The 19,573-nt window shown below is 66.1% G+C and carries 18 protein-coding genes; 7 read left to right on the top strand and 11 right to left on the bottom strand.

The window, feature by feature from the left end; genetic code table 11:
• The first annotated feature begins 83 nt into the window (after nucleotides 1–83).
• From PH586_RS16715 to PH586_RS16690, 6 genes are all read left to right on the top strand, one after another.
• Nucleotides 84–1,001: a LysR family transcriptional regulator gene (locus PH586_RS16715; protein ID WP_271348904.1), complete on the top strand. Its 918-nt coding sequence runs from the start codon at nucleotides 84–86 to the stop codon at nucleotides 999–1,001.
• A gap of 81 nt (nucleotides 1,002–1,082) precedes the next feature.
• The gene (locus tag PH586_RS16710; protein WP_271348903.1) at nucleotides 1,083–1,469 is read left to right on the top strand and encodes a DUF2946 domain-containing protein; all 387 of its coding nucleotides are present in this window, start codon (nucleotides 1,083–1,085) and stop codon (nucleotides 1,467–1,469) included.
• Between the two features lie 263 nt (nucleotides 1,470–1,732).
• Complete coding sequence (locus tag PH586_RS16705; protein ID WP_271348902.1) at nucleotides 1,733–3,109, top strand: PepSY-associated TM helix domain-containing protein; 1,377 nt, start codon at nucleotides 1,733–1,735, stop codon at nucleotides 3,107–3,109.
• Nucleotides 3,110–3,192: 83 nt separating this feature from the next.
• Nucleotides 3,193–3,684 (top strand): copper chaperone PCu(A)C, encoded by a 492-nt coding sequence (locus PH586_RS16700; RefSeq protein WP_271348901.1) that lies wholly within the window; start codon nucleotides 3,193–3,195, stop codon nucleotides 3,682–3,684.
• Nucleotides 3,685–3,824: 140 nt separating this feature from the next.
• On the top strand, nucleotides 3,825–4,145 hold the full coding sequence (locus tag PH586_RS16695; protein ID WP_271348900.1) for a DUF2946 domain-containing protein: 321 nt from the start codon (nucleotides 3,825–3,827) through the stop codon (nucleotides 4,143–4,145).
• An 84-nt stretch (nucleotides 4,146–4,229) separates the two neighbouring features.
• Nucleotides 4,230–6,344 carry a TonB-dependent copper receptor gene (locus PH586_RS16690; protein ID WP_271348899.1) on the top strand — a complete coding sequence of 705 codons (2,115 nt, stop codon included), beginning with the start codon at nucleotides 4,230–4,232 and terminating at the stop codon, nucleotides 6,342–6,344.
• A gap of 130 nt (nucleotides 6,345–6,474) precedes the next feature.
• Here PH586_RS16690 and PH586_RS16685 read toward each other — a convergent pair whose 3' ends face one another.
• From PH586_RS16685 to PH586_RS16635, 11 genes are all read right to left on the bottom strand, one after another.
• Nucleotides 6,475–7,215: a substrate-binding periplasmic protein gene (locus PH586_RS16685; RefSeq protein WP_271348898.1), complete on the bottom strand. Its 741-nt coding sequence runs from the start codon at nucleotides 7,213–7,215 to the stop codon at nucleotides 6,475–6,477.
• Nucleotides 7,216–7,235: 20 nt separating this feature from the next.
• The gene (locus PH586_RS16680) at nucleotides 7,236–8,570 is read right to left on the bottom strand and encodes a GGDEF domain-containing protein (RefSeq protein WP_271348897.1); all 1,335 of its coding nucleotides are present in this window, start codon (nucleotides 8,568–8,570) and stop codon (nucleotides 7,236–7,238) included.
• 1 nt (nucleotide 8,571) lies between these two features.
• The gene (locus PH586_RS16675) at nucleotides 8,572–9,330 is read right to left on the bottom strand and encodes a substrate-binding periplasmic protein (protein WP_271348896.1); all 759 of its coding nucleotides are present in this window, start codon (nucleotides 9,328–9,330) and stop codon (nucleotides 8,572–8,574) included.
• 151 nt (nucleotides 9,331–9,481) lie between these two features.
• A complete protein-coding gene (locus PH586_RS16670) occupies nucleotides 9,482–10,429 on the bottom strand; it encodes an adenosine deaminase (protein ID WP_271348895.1) in 948 nt (315 codons plus the stop codon).
• A 114-nt stretch (nucleotides 10,430–10,543) separates the two neighbouring features.
• Nucleotides 10,544–11,899 carry an 8-oxoguanine deaminase gene (locus PH586_RS16665; protein WP_271348894.1) on the bottom strand — a complete coding sequence of 452 codons (1,356 nt, stop codon included), beginning with the start codon at nucleotides 11,897–11,899 and terminating at the stop codon, nucleotides 10,544–10,546.
• A 131-nt stretch (nucleotides 11,900–12,030) separates the two neighbouring features.
• Nucleotides 12,031–12,717, bottom strand: a complete 687-nt coding sequence (locus PH586_RS16660) for an SDR family oxidoreductase (protein ID WP_271348893.1) — start codon at nucleotides 12,715–12,717, stop codon at nucleotides 12,031–12,033.
• 70 nt (nucleotides 12,718–12,787) lie between these two features.
• Nucleotides 12,788–13,372 carry an IMPACT family protein gene (locus PH586_RS16655; RefSeq protein ID WP_271348892.1) on the bottom strand — a complete coding sequence of 195 codons (585 nt, stop codon included), beginning with the start codon at nucleotides 13,370–13,372 and terminating at the stop codon, nucleotides 12,788–12,790.
• 4 nt (nucleotides 13,373–13,376) lie between these two features.
• A complete protein-coding gene (locus tag PH586_RS16650; RefSeq protein ID WP_271348891.1) occupies nucleotides 13,377–14,042 on the bottom strand; it encodes a TetR/AcrR family transcriptional regulator in 666 nt (221 codons plus the stop codon).
• Nucleotides 14,043–14,274: 232 nt separating this feature from the next.
• Nucleotides 14,275–15,576 carry an NTP/NDP exchange transporter gene (locus PH586_RS16645; RefSeq protein WP_271348890.1) on the bottom strand — a complete coding sequence of 434 codons (1,302 nt, stop codon included), beginning with the start codon at nucleotides 15,574–15,576 and terminating at the stop codon, nucleotides 14,275–14,277.
• A 146-nt stretch (nucleotides 15,577–15,722) separates the two neighbouring features.
• Nucleotides 15,723–16,646, bottom strand: coding sequence for an aldo/keto reductase (locus PH586_RS16640; protein ID WP_271348889.1), 924 nt, complete (start codon nucleotides 16,644–16,646; stop codon nucleotides 15,723–15,725).
• A 445-nt stretch (nucleotides 16,647–17,091) separates the two neighbouring features.
• Nucleotides 17,092–18,012, bottom strand: coding sequence for a LysR family transcriptional regulator (locus PH586_RS16635; protein ID WP_271348888.1), 921 nt, complete (start codon nucleotides 18,010–18,012; stop codon nucleotides 17,092–17,094).
• Nucleotides 18,013–18,162: 150 nt separating this feature from the next.
• Here PH586_RS16635 and PH586_RS16630 point away from each other — a divergent pair, with 150 nt between their 5' ends.
• Nucleotides 18,163–19,509, top strand: a complete 1,347-nt coding sequence (locus PH586_RS16630) for an aspartate aminotransferase family protein (protein ID WP_271348887.1) — start codon at nucleotides 18,163–18,165, stop codon at nucleotides 19,507–19,509.
• Nucleotides 19,510–19,573 lie beyond the last annotated feature (64 nt).

The following is a 19,573-nucleotide window of genomic DNA, read 5'->3' as shown; positions in this document are numbered from 1 at the left end:
CATACTCGGCTATTTCATATGGCTGAAAAACAGGGTAGGAATAGAGTCTCTTTCAATATTTATTTGAAAATGCCGGGGTTTCCATGCTGAATTTTGCTGACCTGCAGGTGTTCGTGCGCACCGCCGAACTCGGCAGCCTGTCCGCCGCTGCGCGACTGCTGGACATCTCGCCGGCGGTGGCCAGCGCCGCGCTCAAGCGCCTGGAGCAGCACCTGCAGGCGCATCTGCTGGTGCGCTCCACGCGCAGCCTGCGCCTGACCCCGGAGGGCGAAGCCTTCCTGGTACACGCCCGCCTGGCCCTGCAAAGCCTGGACGATGGCCGGCAACAACTGGCGGGTAGCAAGGTTGGCATCAGCGGCTTGCTGCAACTGTCGGCACCGTCGGATTTCGGCCGCAACATCTTGCTGCCCTGGCTCGATGAGTTCCAACTGGCGCACCCGCAGTTGCAGTTGCGCCTGCTGCTTGGCGACCGGGTGACCGATCTGTTTCGCGAGCCGGTGGACATCGCCCTGCGCTATGGCGCGCCTGAGGACTCCAGCCTGGTCGCCTTGCCGGTGGCAGCGGGCAACCGCCGGGTACTCTGCGCCGCGCCGGACTACCTGGCGCGTCACGGTGAACCGCGGAGCGTCGAGGCGCTGGCCGAGCACAACTGCCTGCTCTACATGCTCGGCGGGCGGGTGCACGAGCGCTGGCGCTTTCAGGCCGGCAAGCGCGAGCAGAGCCTGACGGTCGGCGGCGATCGGGTCAGCGACGATGCCGATGTGGTCCACCGTTGGGCAGTGGCGGGCGCCGGGCTGGTATACAAGTCCTGGCTGGACGTGGCGGGCGATGTCCAGGCCGGGCGGCTCAAGGTGCTGCTGCCCGAGTGGCGGGGCGAGGCAACCCCGCTCAACCTGATCTGCGCCCACCGTGCACAACTGAGCAAGCCGGTGCATCTGCTGCGCGAATTTGTCCAGAGCCGTTGCGCCGCTCTGCTGGCGCGGGCACCCTGGCATGCCTAAGCTTGGCCGCAGTTGGGCTGCGGCAATCGACCACGCTGCGCCGCTGTTACCAGATTGGACTAACTGCTAGAGTCGCGCTCCATGAAACTGGCCCGCACCGACCGCTCGCTGATTGCCTGGATGCTGTATTTCAGCGTCCTCTTCAGTGCGTTCGCCTGCAGCATCGGCCATGGCCAGATGGCCGGCCTGCAGCTCAGCGGCCTGGATGGCCAGTACTGCTCCTTCGAGGGCAATTTTGCTGCCGGGGTCGATCTGACTGGCTCCGGGATCCCCGCGGTCAACCCGGCCAGCGGTCCGGGCTGCTCCCTCTGCTCCACCTTCAGCGCGCTGATCCTGGCGGCGTTCTTCGGCCTGCTCGGCCTGCTTGGCGCCAGTCGCCAACCGCGGGCGGCGCCGCTGCTGGCGGGGCGCCCCGTCCGCTATCTCTGGCCCTCGGCCAATCCCCGCGCCTCCCCGTTGCTCGCCTGAGTTCGCTCTGCGTCGCGGTGCCTGTGCGGTGCCGCGGCTATGTCGTCACAGCAATTTGTGAGTGAACGCCTGCCGGGATGATCGCCGTCGCTTGCCGCGCGGTGGCTCCCTGGCAGCACTTGAGTTTCAGGGGAGACATCCATGTATCACCAACTCGCCCTTAGCCTGCTTGCGCCGATGGGCGGCCCGGGTCATGCCGGCCTCGGTTGCCTGCTGAACGCAATACTTCGCGACCAGCAGATCTCATCTCGAGGGGCTCGGCAATGAAACCGCCAACCCCATCGTTCTACAGCCTGGCCTGGCGCTGGCATTTCTACGCCGGGCTGTTGGTTATTCCGTTCCTGATCCTGCTGTCGCTGACCGGGATCATCTACCTGTTCAAACCGCAGTTGGATCAGCTGATGTATGCCGACCTGCTGCAGGTACCGGTGGCCGAGCAGCGCTTGAGCGCCGATCAGCAACTGGCGGTGGTCAAACAGGCCTACCCCCAGGCGACCATCCAGCAGTACCTGCCGCCCACCGAGGCGGGGCGCAGCGCGCAGTTTGTCGTCGACCACGCCGGGCAGGGCCTCAATCTGTTCGTCGACCCTTACCGGGGCACCTTGCTCGGCAGTCAGGATGCGCAGAGCAACCTGCAGGCGATCGCCCGCGCCCTGCACGGCGAGCTGATGATCGGCACGCTCGGCGATCGGCTGATCGAGCTGGCCGCCGGTTGGAGCATCGTCCTGCTGGTGTCGGGGGTGTATCTGTGGTGGCCGCGCGGCAGTGCTGGCGCCGGCGTGCTATGGCCGCGCCTGGCCAGCCGTGGGCGGCTGTTCTGGCGTGACCTGCATGCGGTGAGCGGATTCTGGGGCGCGTTGTTGCTCTTGTTCATGCTGCTCACCGGGATGACCTGGACCGGCTTCTGGGGCGCGCAGTTCGCGGGTGCCTGGAACCACTTCCCGGTGGCCATGTGGGACGCGGTGCCGAAGTCCGAACAGCTGGCTGGCAGCCTCAACAGCAGCACCCGGCAGACCGTGGCCTGGGCGGTGGAAACCACGCCACTGCCGCTGTCCGATCCACACGCCGCGCATAACGGCCAAGTCATGCCGGACACCTCCCCTGTTACTGCCGCCCAGGCCAGCTTGCAGCAGGTGGTCGATACGGCTGCCGCGCGTGGCGTGCTGCCGGGTTACAGCATCACCCTGCCCAAAGGCGAGCAAGGCGTGTACACGGTGGCGCTGTTCGCCGATGACCCACGCAATGACGCCACCCTGCATCTCGACCAATACAGCGGTGCGGTGTTGGCCGATGTGCGCTGGAAGGATTACGGCGCAGTGGCGAAAACCGTGGAAACCGGGGTGATGCTGCACGAAGGCAAGTTGTTCGGCCTGGCCAACCAGTTGCTGATGCTGGCGGTCTGCCTGCTGGTGCTGCTCAGCGCCGTCAGCGGGTTGATCATGTGGTGGACACGTCGCCCACAAGGCCGCTTTGGCGTGCCCCCGCTGCGCCATGACTTGCCGCGCTGGAAAACCGCCATCGTCATCATGCTGCTGCTTGGCGCGGCATTTCCCCTGGTGGGTGCGTCGCTGTTGTTGATCTGGGCACTGGACTGGCTGCTGGTGCGCGTCGGTACGGTGCGCGGCCTGGTCCGAGGGTAAACATTTTTTACTGGAGCGACGACATGCTCAGCGTGTGTCGTCTGACTGAAAACGGACACTGAGTCCGTCACTGGAGAATGACCATGTTGCTGAATAAAACCCTGCTCCTGGCCGCACTGCTGAGCCTGAGCCCGTTTGTCGCGGCCCACGACTACCAGGTCGGCGAACTGCAGATCGAGCACCCCTGGTCGCGGGCGATGCCGCCGGTGGCGCCGACCGCCGCGGCTTACTTCGTGGTGCACAACCAGGGCCCGGAGGCCGACCGCCTGCTCGGCGTGCAGACCCCGCTGGCCGCCAAGGCCGAGATGCATGAGCACGTGCATGCCGATGGGGTGATGAAGATGCAGCAGGTACAGAGCGTGGCAATCCCCGCCGGTGGCGCGGTCAGGTTCGAGCCCATGGGCTACCACGTGATGCTGTTCGGCCTGAAACAGCAGGCCAAGGTGGGTGAGCGCTTCCCCTTGACCCTGACCTTCGAGAAGGCCGGCCAGGTCGAGGTGGAGGTGGCGGTGCAAGCCGAGGCGTCCGCAGTCAAGGCTGAGCCCGCCACCCAGAACGCCGCCCATCAGCACTGATGGTCGCGGTCTTGACCGGGGACAAGGAGCGTCCTGCCGCGCCTGGCAATAATCGCGGCAGGACTCACGGGCGTTGATCGATGCAGGCACCAGCACAGCTAGTTAACCGTCGCAGGGGGCTGAGGCCGGCATTGCTGGCCATGCTGTTGCTCTGTGTCGGCCCGCTGTTGTCGCAGTGGCTGGTGCCTGCACCAGCGGCCGGGCACGCCGGGCTGGGTTGCAGCGAGCACCCGGCCAGTCAGGTAGCGGGCGCTGAGCAGCATCGCGGGCATGCTCCGCTGTGGGCCAAATGCGGCTACTGCACCCTGTTGTTCAGCAGCCCGGCGCTGGCCAGTCCGGCGCTGCTGCTCGGCTCGGCGGTATTCGCTACGGCCTTTGTCCCTCCTGGTGGCTCGCAACAGTTTCCCGCTTCGCCGGTCTTTCCCGGTTCGCGCAGTCGCGCGCCGCCCATGCTTTCCTGATCGTTTTTGCTGCTCTCACGCGCCAGCATCCGCTGTAGGACGGTTGTTGCCGGCGCGCTGGATTGTCTCGATCTTGGAAAAATCATGTCTGTCCTTATCTGTGCCCGTTTTTCCGGCGCCTTGCGCCTGTCTGCCCCATTTCGCCTGGCGCCGCTGTGCGCTGTCATGCTGTGCAGCCCGCTGGCGCTGGCGCTGGCCGATGACGCGGTCAGCGAACTGCCTCCGCTGGTGATCACCGGCGCCAGTCACCGCTCGCCGCTGACCGTGGTAACCGACCCCAAGCAACCGCGCCAGCCGGTACCGGCTGCCGATGGTGCCGACTACCTGAAGACCATTCCGGGCTTCAATGCCATTCGCAACGGGGGCGCCAATGGTGATCCAGTGTTTCGTGGCATGTTCGGTTCGCGTCTGAACATCCTCATGGACGGCGGGCAGATGCTCGGTGCCTGCCCCAATCGCATGGATGCGCCGACCGCCTACCTGGCGCCGGAAAACTTCGACCAGCTAACCGTGATCAAGGGGCCGCAAAGCGTGCTCTGGGGGCCGGGCGGTTCGGCCGCGACCATTCTCTTCGAGCGCGACACCGAGCCCTTCAACGAGCTGGGCGGGCGCGTCGATGGCAGCATCCTGGGCGGCTCCAACGGCCGCTTCGACCGCCGTATCGACGCCACTGCCGGAAGCCGCCAGGGTTACCTGCGGGTGCTGGCGAACCAGGCCCAGGCCGACGACTACCGGGATGGCAACGGCGCTACCGTGCCGTCGCGCTGGGCCAAGTGGAACAGCGATGTGCTGCTCGGCTGGACCCCGGACGACGACAGCCTGATCGAGCTGAGTGGCGGCCGTGGCGATGGCCAGGCGCGCTACGCCGGGCGGGGTATGGACGGCAGTCAGTTCCTGCGCGAGAGCCTGGGGCTGCGCTTCAGGAAGGACAACATCGGCGAGCTGTTCAGTGCGCTGGAAGGGCAGGTGTATTACAACTATGCCGACCACGTGATGGACAACTTCAGCCTGCGTACCCCCTCGGGCAGCGGCATGATGGCCAATCCCATGGCCAGCAACGTCGATCGCCGCACCCTGGGCGCACGCCTGGTCGGCACCTGGACCTGGCAGCAGGTCGAGCTGAAGGCCGGTGTGGACGGACAAAGCAACGAACACCGCAAGCGCGCGTCCAGCTTCAACATGATGAGCAGCACCTATACCGACTACGACCAGTTCGCCTGGGACAAGGACGCGGTGTTCCACAACTATGGCCTGTTCGGCGAACTCGGCTGGACAGTCAGCCGCCGTCAGCGCTGGATTGCCGGGGCGCGGCTGGATCGCGCCTCGGTCAAGGATTACCGCCAGACCCTGGGCAGCGGCATGACCCTGCGGGCCAACCCGACGGCCGACGACACCCGCAGCGATACCCTGCCCAGCGGCTTTGTGCGCTATGAGCAGGATCTCGCCGGCGTGCCTGCGACTGTCTATGCCGGCCTTGGTCACAGCCAGCGCTTTCCCGATTACTGGGAGTTGTTCTCCGCCAGCCCCGGCCCGGTCGGGTTTGTCCAACCGATGCAAAGCCTTGCCCCGGAGAAGACCACCCAGCTCGATTTCGGCGCGCACTACCGGCGCGCCAAGCTGGATGCCTGGGCGTCGGCCTACGTCGGCCAGGTGCGTGACTACATCCTGTTCAGCTACGGTCCCGGGGTGATGCCGGGGCATACCCGCTCGCAAGCCAGCAATATCGATGCACGGATCATGGGCGGTGAGCTGGGCGCCAGTTACCGCCTGGACAGCAACTGGAAAACCGATGCCAGCCTGGCCTATGCCTGGGGCAAGAACAGCTCGGACGACCGCCCGCTGGCGCAGACCCCGCCGCTGGAAGCCCGCTTCGGCCTGGGCTACGAGCAAAGCGACTGGAGTGCCGCTGCACTGTGGCGGGTGGTTGCCGCGCAGAATCGGGTGGATGAGGGCAAGGGCAACGTGGTCGGCAAGGACTTCGGCAGCAGCAGCGGGTTTGCCCTGTTCTCGCTCAACGCGGCTTACCGGTTGACGCCTGAGGTCAAGCTCAGCGCCGGGGTCGACAACCTGTTCGATCGCCACTACAGCGAGCACCTGAACCTGGCGGGCAACGCCGGTTTCGGCTTCTCCATGGACGACCCGCAAGCGGTCAACGAACCGGGCCGTATCCTCTGGAGCAAGCTCGACTTCAGCTTCTGAGTGCGCCTAGCGGCCGCGATGCTTGCCGCCCAGACCGGCGATCATCGCGGCTGGGCCGGTGTTGGAGGATGTCGGCCGCGTAGGTCTGAGCGCAGCGCTACCCCTCGGCGATTAAGCTCTCATGCGTCGGCTAATGCTCCGCTTTGTCGTCCATCAGCCGCGTCAGCAGCCCTTCGCGCTTGAGGCCGTCGAACGCCGCGCGGCTGCGCGAGAGTGTCTCGTCGTCCGTCGAATTGCTGTAGGCCATATAGAGGTCGCTGCTGAGTGCGTCCAGGGTGTAGACCTGCTCCAGGCTGGCATAGTCGACCCCGGCCTCTGCGCTCAAGAGCATGGCGTCGCGCTCCGGCATGGGCACCAGCTGAACCTGCCGATTGAGCAGGCGCCTGAAGTTGTCGCGGTTGCCTGCGGCGACCACCAGCTTGGTGAAACCCTCGGCCTGCAGGTACTTCTGGCGCACGTCGTCGCGCAATACGCCGATGCTGAAGTGCTTGGCGTCTGCCAGTGAGTGCACCTGCACGTCCGGCTGCTCGCGCAGCTTGTAGAGGTGGTAGTCGATGCGCATGATCTCGCCCACCCACTTGAATAGCGGCTCGCGCTCCGGCGTGCGGGCGATCAGGTAGATCAGCACATTGGGTTGCTGCAACGCCATGTCGTAGGCGCGTGCCCAGGGGTACAGGGTCAGGCTGTAGTCGTTGAGTCCGGCGCGCTGCAGCATGGCCTCGACCACCCGAGTCGCCGGGCCGGCGACTCGGCCGTCCTGCAGGTAGCTGTAGGCGGTGTCTTCGGTGACGGCCCTGATGCTGTCGGCGTGACTGCTGGCGCAGGTCGTTACCAGCAGCAGGGCGAACCAGATGGTTGGGCGCAATCTCATGAGGGGCCTCGGTGTGGTTATCAAACGGCGATTCGATCGCGGCCAAGATGCTTGGCCCGGTACAGGGCCTGGTCGGCGCGCAGCATGAGCAAATCGAAATGATCCATCGTCTCCGGCTCGAACTGGGCGACACCGATGCTCAGCGTCACATAGGCGGACACCGGCGAGCTGCTGTGTTCGATCGCCAGCACCGCCAGCTCCTGACGCAGCCACTCTGCGGCCGTGCGTGCGGCAAGCGCATCGGCGCCCGGCAGCAATACGGCGAATTCTTCGCCGCCGATCCGCGCCGCCAGTTCGCCGGCGCGGGCGAACACCCGGTTCAGGGTGTTGGCCACCGCTTGCAGGCATTGATCGCCGAGGGCGTGGCCGTAGGTGTCGTTGTACAGCTTGAAGCAATCCAGATCGCACATCAGCACCGACAGCGGATGGCCCAGGCGCAAGGCCCGGCGAAACTCGATGTCCTTGAGTTCGTCGAAATGCCGACGGTTGGCCAGCCCGGTCAATGGGTCGCTGCGTGACAGCTCCTCCAGACGCCTATTGGCCGTGCTCAGCTCGGCCGTGCGCGCCTCGACCAGTTCGGCCAGGTGGTCGCGGTGCACCGCCAGGTCGTTTTCGTCCTGGCGCTGCCGCTCGAGGTAGGTCGACAGCTTGTCTTGCAGGCCGTTGACGCCCACCTCCAGCAGGCTCAGTTCATCGTGGTGCGCCATTGGGCGGGCGAGGCGCAGAGTCTGCCTGAGGTTGGCGGGGGACAGCTGGTTCAGGTGGCGGGCGATGTGCTGCACGTGCACGGTGACCGAACGGTTGAACATCCACATGATCAGCCCCGCCAGCAGCAGCGACTGGATGACCTGGGTCACGACGATGCTGGCCACTTCCCTTTGCAGGCGCTGCCACAGCAGCTGCTCATCGCCTTCGAGGGTCAGTTCGCCGACCGTCTCGCTGGCACCGGGGTAGGGGGCGTAGATCAGCATGTGCTGCAGCGTGGGCGCCAGGGCCGAGGTCGAGCGTAGGCTGTGCTGCTTCTCGAGTATTTCGGCCGGACGCCCGGCGCGCAGAATGCGCAGTTCCACCCGGCCTACCGGGGCCGCCTGGGCGACGCTGTCGAGTTGGGTCTGCAAGGATTCGCGATCGACTTCCCAGAGCGCCTTGGCCAACGTGCGCTGGAACACCTGGTCGATCAGGGTCAGTTCGCTGGTCATCGCGGCCAGGTTGGCATGCCAGGCCGACCAGGTGCGTACGGCGACCGTGATCAGGGTGAAGACCAGGCAAAATGCCAGGGTCGCCAGCACCAGCCGGCGGCCAAGCGAGCCCACGGGCCGGGGGTGGGGCGCCGCGCTGGCAGACAGGCCAAACACGCTACAGCCACTTCCTGGCGATGGCGGCGTAGGTGCCGTTGCGGCGGATGGTTTGCAGGCCCTGGCGGAAGCGCTCGACCACGGCGTCCGGGGTCTGCAGGCTGAAGGCCATGTTCAGGCCGTCGCCACCGCCGAGGTCGGGCAGGCTGAGCACGGGCACCACCATGGTGGCTGGGTCCTCGCCTGCCTGGCGGATCAGGTACAGGGCATTCAGTTCGATGGAGACCCACAGATCGACCCGTCCGAGCTTGAATTTTTCATAGTTGTATTGGTACTTGTTGTTCGACTGCAGGTTCTTGCCGACCGTGAACCCCTTGGCTTCCAGGTACTGCTCGCCGGCGTCGTCCTTGACCGTGGCGATCTGGTACTGGCGCGCCTGGTCGAGGTTGTCGAGGCTGATGTTGCTCTCGGGCCGCGCGTACAGGTACCAATGCATCGGCGCAACCACGCCGACCCACTTGAACAGGTGTTCGCGTTGAGCGGTGCGGGTGATCGAGTAGATCAGCACATTCTCCGCGTTCAGCGCGATGTCGTAGGCGCGTGCCCAGGGCATCGACTGGATACTCGCCTGCTGGCCGATTTCATCGAGTACGGCCCGCACCACTTCGGTACTCATGCCGGTGAGTTGTCCGCCCTGGGTCATGTTGTAGGGCGGCAGTTCCTCGGTGACGATTTGGATTTCGTCGGCCGCCGCGGCCACCTGCGCGCAGCCGGCCAGCACCGCAAAGAGCAGGGCACGGGTGCGTGCACAGGTGAGCATGGGCTGTTTCATCGGGTCGGCAATCTCGACGACGGCAATAGGTCAGGTGAGATAGATAACAGAGATGGCCATTATCTGGCCATTATTTTTCTGATCATCTGTTCAACATACACCTTCTGTATCGGCGCCGGTCGAGCAAACTCCAATATGCTCAGCTCAAGCGCGCCTCCAGGCTGTTCTGCGCCAGGCGCCGGGCCTGCGCCTCGGTCATGCCCAGGCTGTCGTGCAGGGCGGCGAAGTTCTCGTTGACGTAGCCGCCGAAGTAGGCCGGATCGTCGGAGTTGACCGTGACCTTGACCCCGCGCTCGAGCATTTCGAGGATGTTGTGCTGGCGCATGTCGTCGAACACCCGCAGCTTGATATTCGACAGCGGGCAGACGGTCAGGGGGATCTGCTCGTCGATGATCCGCTGCATCAGCCGCTCGTCCTCGAGGGCACGCACGCCATGGTCGATGCGTTCGATCTTGAGCAGATCCAGCGCCTGCCAGATGTACTCGGGCGGGCCTTCCTCGCCGGCGTGGGCGACGGTCAGATAGCCCTCGCTGCGCGCCCGGTCGAAGACCCGCTGGAACTTGCTTGGCGGGTGGCCCATTTCCGAGCTGTCCAGACCCACGGCGATGAAGGCATCGCGAAATGGCCTGGCCTGCTCCAGGGTATTGAACGCCTGTTCCTCGGACAGGTGACGCAGGAAGCTGAGGATCAGGCCGTGGCTGATGCCCAGTTGTTTCTCGCCATCGACCAGCGCCTGCTTGATCCCGCGCAGCACCACCTCGAAGGGGATGCCGCGGTCGGTGTGGGTCTGCGGGTCGAAGAAGGGTTCGGTGTGGATGACGTTCTGCGCCTTGCACTTGAGCAGGTAGGCCCAGGTCAGGTCATAGAAGTCCTGCTCGGTACGCAGCACGTCGGCGCCCTGGTAATAGAGGTCGAGAAATTCCTGCAGATTATTGAAGGCGTAGGCGCCGCGCAGCGCCTCGACATCGTGCCAGGGCAGCTTGATCTTGTTGCGCTCGGCCAGGGCGAACAGCAGCTCGGGCTCCAGCGAACCCTCCAGGTGCAGGTGCAGTTCGGCCTTGGGCAGGGCGTTGAGCCAGTCGTACATGATGAGGTCTCGCTATTGGGCGTGGTCGGGGTTGAGTTTAGCCGCGTAGGGCGGGTGAAACCCGCCGGTTCGTAGGATGGGTTGAGTGCGTAGGATCGCGATCTGCGCTAACGCCTATCCGCCAATCAATTCCCTGGCCGCCTGACGGTGATCGGCGATCAATTGCGCCAGGTCCAGGCCTTCGATCTGGCCGTCGATCACCCGCCACTGGCCGCCGATCATCATCCGGTCGGCGCGGTCGGCGCCGCACAGCAGCAGGGCCGAGAGCGGGTCGTGACTGCCGGAGAAACGCAGCTCGTCGAGTTTGAACAGCGCCAGGTCGGCCTGCTTGCTGACCGCCAGTTCGCCGATGTCCGTGCGCCCGAGCAGGCGCGCCGAGCCTTGCGTGGCCCAGCCCAACACCAGCTGCGGGGTGATCTGCTCGGCGCCGTAGCGCAGGCGTTGCAGGTACAGGGCCTGGCGCGCCTCGAGGATCATATTGGAGGCGTCGTTGGAGGCCGAGCCGTCGACGCCCAGGCCGATCGGTGCGCCGGCCGCCTGCAGGTCGAGGGTCGGGCAGATGCCCGAGGCCAGGCGCATGTTCGAGCTGGGGCAGTGGCTGATGCCAGTGCCGGCGGCGCCGAGGCGGGCGATCTCGTCCGGGTTGAAGTGGATGCCGTGGGCCAGCCAGGTACGCGGGCCGAGCCAGCCGACGCTGTCCAGGTAGTCGACGGTGCGCAGGCCGAAGCGCTGCAGGCAGAAGTCCTCCTCATCCAGGGTCTCGGCCAGGTGGGTGTGCAGGCGCACGTCCAGTTGTTCGGCCAGCTCGGCGCTCTGGCGCATGATCTCCGGCGTCACCGAGAACGGCGAGCAGGGCGCCAGGGCGATCTGGATCTGCGCCCCCGCCGCGCGCTCATGGTACTGGCGAATCAGGCGCTGGCTGTCGGCCAGGATCACCTCGCCCTGCTGCACCGTCTGCTGCGGCGGCAGGCCGCCGTCGGCCTCGCCCAGGCTCATCGAACCGCGGGTGAGCATGGCGCGCATGCCCAGCTCGCGCACCACCTCGACCTGCACGTCGATGGCCTGCTCCAGGCCGGCCGGAAACAGGTAGTGGTGATCCGCGGCGGTGCTGCAACCGGACAACAGCAGTTCGGCCAACGCCACCTTGCTGGCCAGGGCGAGCTTTTGCGGGGTCAACCGCGCCCATACCGGGTAGAGGGTCTGCAGCCAGGGGAACAGCGGCTGGTTGACCACCGGCGCCCAGGCGCGGGTGAGGGTCTGGTAGAAGTGATGATGGGTGTTGATCAGCCCCGGCAGCAGCACATGTTCGCGGGCGTCGAACACCTGATCGCAGGGGCGTGAGGGCTGCTGGCCGGCGCCGAGCAGTTCGCTGATCAGGCCGTTGTCGATCACCAGGCCGCCGGCGGCGTCGAGCTGGTTGGCGGTGAAGACGGCCAGGGGGTTCTTGATCCAGATACGGGTAGCTGCCATGGGCAGGCTCCTCTGAGGGTAAGTTCAGGTTAGCCAGCTCAGTGTTGACCCTGTCTGCTGATCCAGGTGCGCCGAATGGCGTGCCGCTGAAGATACCTGCCCTGGCGGTCAGGATCAACCGGCGGCGGGGCTCACCAGGGAATGCTTTGGCCCTGGTAGTCGACGAAATGATGGCCGCCGCGTCCGGCATGTCGCTCGATCTGCGTCACCAGGCCGAGGCAGCTGGTGGCTATGTCCAGGCTGGCGCCGGCGCCGCCCATCTCGGTCTTGACCCAGCCCGGGTGCAGCGATAGTACCGTCGGGCGCGGTTCGGCCAGGCTGCAGACCAGGCTGTTGGTCAGCGAGTTGAGGGCGGCCTTGCTCGCCTTGTACAGCGCCAGCTCGGCGCCCTCTGGATTGGCCACGCTGCCGAGTACCGAACTCATGAATGCCAGCACACCGCTAGCCGGGCGGATCTGCTCGATCAGGCGTTCGGCCAGGCGAATCGGCGCGACGGCGTTGGTCATGAACAGCTGACCCAGTTCGGCGGACGTGGCCGCGCCAGTCGACTGGTGCGCCGGGCCGAGGATGCCGGCATTGATCAGCACGAGGTCGAAAACCACGCCCTGCAGGCGTCCGGCCAAGGTCTCCAGGGCGGCGCCGTCGTCGATGTCCAGCGTCTCGATGCGCACGCCAGGCACGGCCTGCAATGCTTCGGCGCGTTGCTGGTCGCGCACCGTGGCGATGACCTGCCAGCCATCGGCGTGCAGCTGCTTGACCAGGCCGAGGCCGAGGCCACGGGAGGCGCCGATGATCAGGGCAGTTCGAGTCGAGGTCATGGGCTTGCTCCAGGGGGTTGCGGGTGGGGTCGGTTGCTTGATACCAGTCGATAAGTCTTGGCGCAATCGCCTACAGCCGCTGCAGCGTGCTCCGTCCACGACTGATATCGGCTAGCAGCCGCTGTAGCTCGGCGAAACGCGCTTCGGGCACTGCCAGCTGCAGTTCGGCGCCGCTGGCATCGAAGGTCTCGCTGTCCAGGACGGCATCCAGCTCACTCAGGCGCGCCTTGAGCAACGCCAGCTCGGCGAAACCGCAGTGGCAGGCGCAGCGGCTGCGCGCCACCAGCTCGGCGCGTTGGCCGCCCTGCAGGCACTTGTTGGCGCTGCCGCCATAGGCGCGGGCCAAACCGCCGGTGCCGAGCTGGATGCCGCCGTACCAGCGGATCACCAGCACCGCCACGCGGTCGCAGTCCTGGCCCTCAATGGCGGCGAGGATCGGCCGGCCGGCGGTGCCGCCGGGTTCGCCGTCGTCGCTGAATCGGTATTGCTGGCCGACCTTCCAGGCCCAGCAGTTGTGGCTGGCGGCGGGGTCGCTGGCGCGCTCGATAAATGCCTGGGCCTCGGCGGCACTGGCCACCGGCGCGGCGAGGGCGAGGAAGCGGCTCTTGCGGATCTCCTCGCGGTAATCGCAAGGGGCTAGCAGGGTGAAGGGCATGGGCTCAGGCAGTCGGTGGGGTCAGGCCGCAGCCCTTGAGGATGATGCGCACCAGGTTGTCGCTGGCTACGTCGAAATCCTGCTTGGTCAGGCGCGTGCGGCCGGTGACCCGGCAGATCTGCGAGGCGAAGTCGGCGTAATGCTGGGTGCTGCCCCACAGCAGGAAGATCAGGTGCACCGGGTCGACCGGGTCCATCTTGCCGGCAGCGATCCAGGCCTCGAAAACCGCGGCGCGGCCGCGGAACCAGCTCTGGTAATCCTGGTTGAAGAACGCCGACAGGCATTCGCCGCCGCTGATCACCTCCATGGCGAAGATTCGCGAGGCCTTGGGCTGGCGCCGCGAGAACTCCAGCTTGGCGCGGATATAGCGGGCCAGGGCCTCGGCCGGATCGTCGTCGACGGTCAGGGTGTTGAAGGTGCTGTCCCAGAGATCGAGGATGTTGCCCAGCACCGCCAGGTAGAGGCCCAGCTTGTTGCTGAAGTAGTAGTGCAGGTTGGCTTTCGGCAGGCCGACGGTCTGCGCGATGGTGTTCATGCTGGTGCCTTTGAAGCCATGACGGGCGAACTCTTCCTCGGCGGCGGCAAGGATGGCTTCTTCGTTCTTCTGGCGGATGCGCCCGGCCGGTCTGCCGGCGGCATGGGTGCTGTGCGCAGGGACTGCTACGGTCATGGGGCGGTTCCACGGTGGTCAGGTTTTCAGACGACTGCACTGATAACCCACTGTCGCCGAGGTGACAAGCGCAAGGCGCAGAAAAACCCCGCGGATGCGACCCAATCCAGGCTATGCACACGCAATGTGCGGACGGGGCGAGGGGTTTTCCGTGCTGCTGCCGTGCTCCGCTAGCCCGGTCTGGGTGGCTGCCGCAGATCTTGCGCCAGAACATGGCCTGCTACGGGGGATATCAGTCACGCGGCTCGGGGGTCGCCTGCGGCTTGGCCGGTTCCTGGCGCCCGCCCAGGTACCAGCCGAGCGCGCCCCACGCGGCAGCCAAGGCGGCGCCGACCAGGGCGGCGAGCAATACGCCCTGGCTGAGCAGGTCGAGCAGCGCCTTGGCCCAGGCGCTGACGGCATCGCCACCACGGTAGACCACGGTGTCGATGAAGTTCTTGGCCTTGTACTTGGCCTGCGCATCGAGGGGGGCGAAGAGCATTTCCCGGCCGGGGCGGACGAAGGCGTACTCGCCGACCCGACGCACGATCATCAGTGCCGCGAGCATGGCGAAGGTCGGTGCCAGGGCCAGGCCGAGAAAGCCCAGGCAGACCAGCAACGGCACCCCGGCCAGCAGCGCGCGCAGGCCGAACTTCTCCGCCACCCGCCCGGTGATGAACAGCTGGGCCAGCAGCGACAGCGCCTGCACGCTGAAGTCGATCAGGCCGAACACGCGGATCTGCTGGTTGCGCTCCGGGAAGGTCAGCGACACCAGGCGTGCCTGCTCGAAGTAGAGGAAGGTGCTCGCCGTCGCCAGGAGGATGACGAAAGCGCTGACGCCCAGCAGGTAGGGCGAGGCCAGCACCCGGGTCATGCCGCTGAACGGGTTGCCGGTCACCGGCTCGCGTGGGTGCTCGCTGGGTGGGGCGCCGGGGCGACCGGCACCACCCTGGGCGCGCCAGGCCATCAGGTAGTGCTTGGCCAGCACGGCGCCGCCGAGCAGCAGCGCGGCGCAGGCGATCAGGCCGCTCTGGCCGATGGCACCGACCAGCAGGGCGCTGAGCGCCGGCCCGGCCAGGCCGCCGCAACTGGCGCCGGCGGCGATAAAGGCGAACAGGCGCTTGGCCTGGGCCGCATCGAAGACATCGGCCATCAGGCTCCAGGCCACCGAGACCACGAACAGGTTGTAGACCGAGATCCACACGTAGAACAGCCGCGCCACCCCGATATCGTCGCCGGCCTGCCGGAACAGCGCGGCGAAGCCGAGCAGGTTGACGATGAAGAAGCCGTACACCCAGTCGATATAGCGTGCCCGCGGCACCCGCGAATTGAGCCAGGCGAACAGCGGCACGGCGCCCAGCATGACCAGGAACGTGGCGCTGAACAGCCATTGCAGGTTCTCCACTCCGCCGCGAATGCCCATCGCCTCGCGGACCGGGCGCAGCATGAAATAGCCGCTGAACAGGCAGAAGAACAGGCCGAAGCCAGCCAGCGCGGCGAACAGTTCGGCCGGTTTGGCATTGATCGCCCTGGCCAGGCGCTGGGTTGGGGTCATGGCCGTTCCCTTCTAAGGCGGGCCGCCAAGGCACGGCCGAAAACTGTCTGGTAGGCGCGGGGGACGCCCAGTTCCATGCCCGCGAAGGTCTCTCAGGCAAGCGCTTCGCCGGCATGGCCCGCTCCTACAAGAGCATCGGTCGAGCTTCAGCCGAACGCGCGAATAATCCGCTCGCGCAGCGCCGCATCCGGCAGGCGACCATGGCCGGCCAGCAGGTTGTCGGCCATATAGCGCGCCTTGGAGGTGGCCGGGATCACCACGGTCACCGCCGGGTTGGCGAGGATGAACTTGAGCAGCAACTGCGCCCAGGAAGTGGCGTCGACCTCGATCGCCCACTCCGGCAGCGGCTTGCCCTCGACCCGGTTGAACAATTGGCCGCGCTGGAACGGGCGGTTGATCAGGGTGGCGATACCGCGGTCGGCGCAGTAGGGCAGCAGGCGCTTCTCGGCGTTGCGCTCGGCCACCGAATAATTGAACTGGACGAAATCCAGCGGCTCCTTCGCCAGCACCGCGAGCAGGTCGGCGTGGGCCGACTCGCGGTAATGGGTGATGCCGATGTAGCGCACCTTGCCCTGTTCCTTCAGTTCGCGCAGCAGGGCCAGTTGGCTGCGCGTGTCTTGCAGGTTGTGCACCTGCAGCAAATCGAGCGTGTCGGTTTGCAGGGCACGCAGGCTGGCAGCGACCTGGGCCAGGCCGCGCTCGCGGCCGGTGGCGGAGACCTTGGTCGCGAGAAACGCCTTGTCCTGGGTATTGGTCCGCCTGAGCAGTTCGCCGCTGACCGCCTCGGCGTTGCCGTAGCTGGGCGCGGTGTCGATCAGCCGGCCGCCGCCGTTGATAAAGGTGCGCATCACCGCCTCCAGGGGTTTGAGGCTGGCATCGTCGAGGCGGACATCGAAGGTGCGTGAGGTGCCCAGGCCGATTACCGGCAGGCGTTCGTCACTGCCGGGAATCTGCCGCTGCAGCAACTGCCCGGGGGCCAGGGCGAAGGCGCTATGCGCCAGCCAGGGCGCGGCGACAATAAGACTGAGCAGGGCGGCCCCGCGCTGAATGACGTGACGACGACTGGGCATGGCATCCTCCGGGGTGACAGCGCATGGGTATCGAGCATAGTTAGCAGACCGCCCCGCGCGCCAGCTGCGCCCGCCCGGTGGTTACCTGGTGTGTCGGGCTTGCCGAGGCGCCCTATCTCACGGATCAGCGCCTGATCCGGTAAATGCCGCGATCCGTAGGGTGTCACTCGCCGCAGGCAGTGCACCGATGGTTTGTCGGCGCGACACAAAAGCTGGCGGGCTGTCGCTACGCTGCGAGCGGACGGCGCCCCGGCCGCCCTACGATCCGAGGGAGTCGCCAGATCTGAAGCAGCCCGTGCTCCGTAGGGTGTCACTCGCCGCAGGCAGTGCACCGATGGTTTGTCGGCGCGACACAAAAACTGGCGGGCTTGTCGCTACGCCCGCAATGGAGCGCCGCCCGCGCGCGCCCTACGACCCGAACGTCACGGCCCTACGGCGACGCCGCTCAGCTGCAGGCTTCCAGCGCCTCGAGAAAGCTCTCCAGCACCAGGTGCGGCCGGCGACCCTTGCGGGTAACGGCGGCCAGGCTGACGTCATAAAAGCGCGAGTCGGCCTTGAGGGCGCGCAGGCGGCCCTGCTGCACCCAGGCCGCGGCGTAGTGGTCGGGCAGGTAGCCGATATAGCGCCCGGTGAGAATCAGGAAGGCCATGCCCTCGCGGTCCGAGGCGCTGGCGGTGCAGTTGAGTACCTGATAGTGGCTCTGCACGTCGGGCGGCAGGCGGAAGGTCGGCGCGATGGCGTCCTGGGCATTCAGCCGCTGATCCTCAAGTTGCTGGTCGTCGACATAGAACAGCGGATGACCGACCGCGCAGTAGAGCAGCGAGCGCTCGTCGTACAGCGCCTGGTAGTCGAGCCCGGACAGTGCGCCGGCCTGGGGCACCACGCCGATGTGCAGGCGGCCGTCGAGCACGCCTTGCTCGACCTCGCTCGGCGGGGTCATGCGGATATGGATGCGCACCTCTGGGCCGCGTTCCTTGAGCCGGGCCAGGGCGTTGGTGATGCGCATGTGCGGCACCGTCACCAGGTTGTCGGTCAGGCCGATATTCAGCTCGCCGCGCAGGTGTTGATGCAGGCCGTTGACCTCGGTGCGAAAGCTCTCCAGCGCGGCCAGCAGTTGCTGGGTCGAGCGGTACACCTCGCGGCCTTCCTCGGTCAGGGCAAAACCCGCACGCCCGCGCTGGCACAGGCGCAGGCCGAGGCGCTGTTCGAGGTCGCTCATCTGCTGGCTGATGGCCGAGCGGCCGATGCCCAGTACGCTCTCGGCGGCGGAAAAGCCGCCGCATTCCGCCACGCTGCGAAACAGCTTGAGCAGGCGGATATCGAAGTCGCTGACCTGGGCCAGGGGATCGGGGCGGCGTGTGCTCATTGTTTAGCCATCGCTTAACTAAAGATAAGAAGAGTGTGGTTTTACCGAATGTATGCCCGTGGCACCTTGTCTGGCAACAGATTGGTTTTTATCGTTTCCACAGTCGATCAACAGATACCCAGTCGCTTCCACTTTCCTTGCGAGGCCGCCATGAACATGCCGCAGACCGCCACCCCGTCACTGGCCAGCCAGCTCAAGCTGGATGCCCACTGGATGCCGTTTACCGCCAACCGCAACTTCCAGCGCGACCCTCGCCTGATCGTCGCCGCCGAAGGCAGCTGGCTGACCGACGATCAGGGCCGCAAGATCTACGACAGCCTGTCCGGCCTGTGGACCTGCGGTGCCGGTCACTCACGCAAGGAAATCCAGGAGGCGGTGGCCAGGCAGCTCGGCACCCTCGACTACTCGCCGGGCTTCCAGTACGGCCATCCCTTGTCTTTCCAGCTGGCCGAGCAGATCGCTGACTTGATGCCGGCAGGTCTGGACCATGTGTTCTTCACCAGCTCCGGCTCCGAGTGCGCCGACACCTCGGTGAAGATGGCCAAGGCTTACTGGCGCCTCAAGGGTCAGCCGGCCAAGACCAAGTTCATCGGCCGCGCCCGCGGCTACCACGGCGTCAACATCGCCGGCACCAGCCTCGGCGGCATCGGTGGCAACCGCAAGATGTACGGCCAGTTCATGGATGTCGACCACCTGCCGCACACCCTGCAGCCGCACCTGGCCTACACCAACGGCATGGCCGCGACCGGCGGCGTCGAGCTGGCCAACGAGCTGCTGAAACTGATCGAACTGCACGATGCCTCGAACATCGCCGCGGTGATCGTCGAGCCGATGTCCGGTTCGGCCGGCGTGATCGTGCCGCCGGTGGGCTACCTGCAGCGCCTGCGCGAGATCTGCACCCAGCACAATATCCTGCTGATCTTCGACGAGGTGATCACCGCCTTCGGCCGCATGGGCAAGTGGAGCGGTTCCGAGTACTTCGGCGTCACCCCGGACATCATCAACGCCGCCAAGCAGATCACCAACGGCGCCATACCGCTGGGCGCGGTGATCGCCAGCAGCGAGATCTACCAGACCTTCATGCAGCAGGCCACGCCCGAGCACATGGTCGAGTTCACCCACGGTTATACCTATTCTTCGCACCCGGTGGCCTGCGCCGCCGGCCTGGCTTCGCTGGAGCTGCTCAAGCGCGAAAACCTGGTGCAGCAGTCTGCCGAGCTGGCGCCCAAGTTCGCCAACGCCTTGCATGGCCTCAAAGGCAGCAAGCACGTCGTCGACATCCGCAACTGCGGCCTGGCCGGCGCGATCCAGATCGCGCCGCGTGACGGCGACCCGGTGATCCGCCCGTTCGAGGCCGGCATGGCCCTGTGGAAGGCTGGTTTCTACGTGCGCTTCGGTGGCGACACCCTGCAATTCGGCCCAACCTTCAACGCCAAGATGGAGGACCTCGACCGCGTGTTCAATGCCGTCGGCGAGGCCCTGAACCGCCTGGACTGAAACAATCACAACCGCTGTAGGAGCGGGCCATGCCCGCGAAACCCAGCGAATCACGGGCATGGGA

The sequence above is a fragment of the Pseudomonas aestuarii genome (assembly GCF_027988105.1).
Lineage (GTDB): Bacteria > Pseudomonadota > Gammaproteobacteria > Pseudomonadales > Pseudomonadaceae > Aquipseudomonas > Aquipseudomonas aestuarii.
Note: the sequence above shows the minus strand (reverse complement) of the source record. Positions and strands in the feature narration are given on the sequence as shown.

Coding starts and splice junctions, on each gene's coding strand:
- PH586_RS16715 (WP_271348904.1), top strand. CDS start 84: ATGCTGAATTTTGCTGACCTGCAGGTGTTCGTGCGCACCGCCGAACTC.
- PH586_RS16710 (WP_271348903.1), top strand. CDS start 1,083: ATGAAACTGGCCCGCACCGACCGCTCGCTGATTGCCTGGATGCTGTAT.
- PH586_RS16705 (WP_271348902.1), top strand. CDS start 1,733: ATGAAACCGCCAACCCCATCGTTCTACAGCCTGGCCTGGCGCTGGCAT.
- PH586_RS16700 (WP_271348901.1), top strand. CDS start 3,193: ATGTTGCTGAATAAAACCCTGCTCCTGGCCGCACTGCTGAGCCTGAGC.
- PH586_RS16695 (WP_271348900.1), top strand. CDS start 3,825: ATGCTGTTGCTCTGTGTCGGCCCGCTGTTGTCGCAGTGGCTGGTGCCT.
- PH586_RS16690 (WP_271348899.1), top strand. CDS start 4,230: ATGTCTGTCCTTATCTGTGCCCGTTTTTCCGGCGCCTTGCGCCTGTCT.
- PH586_RS16685 (WP_271348898.1), bottom strand. CDS start 7,215: ATGAGATTGCGCCCAACCATCTGGTTCGCCCTGCTGCTGGTAACGACC.
- PH586_RS16675 (WP_271348896.1), bottom strand. CDS start 9,330: ATGCTCACCTGTGCACGCACCCGTGCCCTGCTCTTTGCGGTGCTGGCC.
- PH586_RS16670 (WP_271348895.1), bottom strand. CDS start 10,429: ATGTACGACTGGCTCAACGCCCTGCCCAAGGCCGAACTGCACCTGCAC.
- PH586_RS16665 (WP_271348894.1), bottom strand. CDS start 11,899: ATGGCAGCTACCCGTATCTGGATCAAGAACCCCCTGGCCGTCTTCACC.
- PH586_RS16660 (WP_271348893.1), bottom strand. CDS start 12,717: ATGACCTCGACTCGAACTGCCCTGATCATCGGCGCCTCCCGTGGCCTC.
- PH586_RS16655 (WP_271348892.1), bottom strand. CDS start 13,372: ATGCCCTTCACCCTGCTAGCCCCTTGCGATTACCGCGAGGAGATCCGC.
- PH586_RS16650 (WP_271348891.1), bottom strand. CDS start 14,042: ATGACCGTAGCAGTCCCTGCGCACAGCACCCATGCCGCCGGCAGACCG.
- PH586_RS16645 (WP_271348890.1), bottom strand. CDS start 15,576: ATGACCCCAACCCAGCGCCTGGCCAGGGCGATCAATGCCAAACCGGCC.
- PH586_RS16640 (WP_271348889.1), bottom strand. CDS start 16,646: ATGCCCAGTCGTCGTCACGTCATTCAGCGCGGGGCCGCCCTGCTCAGT.
- PH586_RS16635 (WP_271348888.1), bottom strand. CDS start 18,012: ATGAGCACACGCCGCCCCGATCCCCTGGCCCAGGTCAGCGACTTCGAT.
- PH586_RS16630 (WP_271348887.1), top strand. CDS start 18,163: ATGAACATGCCGCAGACCGCCACCCCGTCACTGGCCAGCCAGCTCAAG.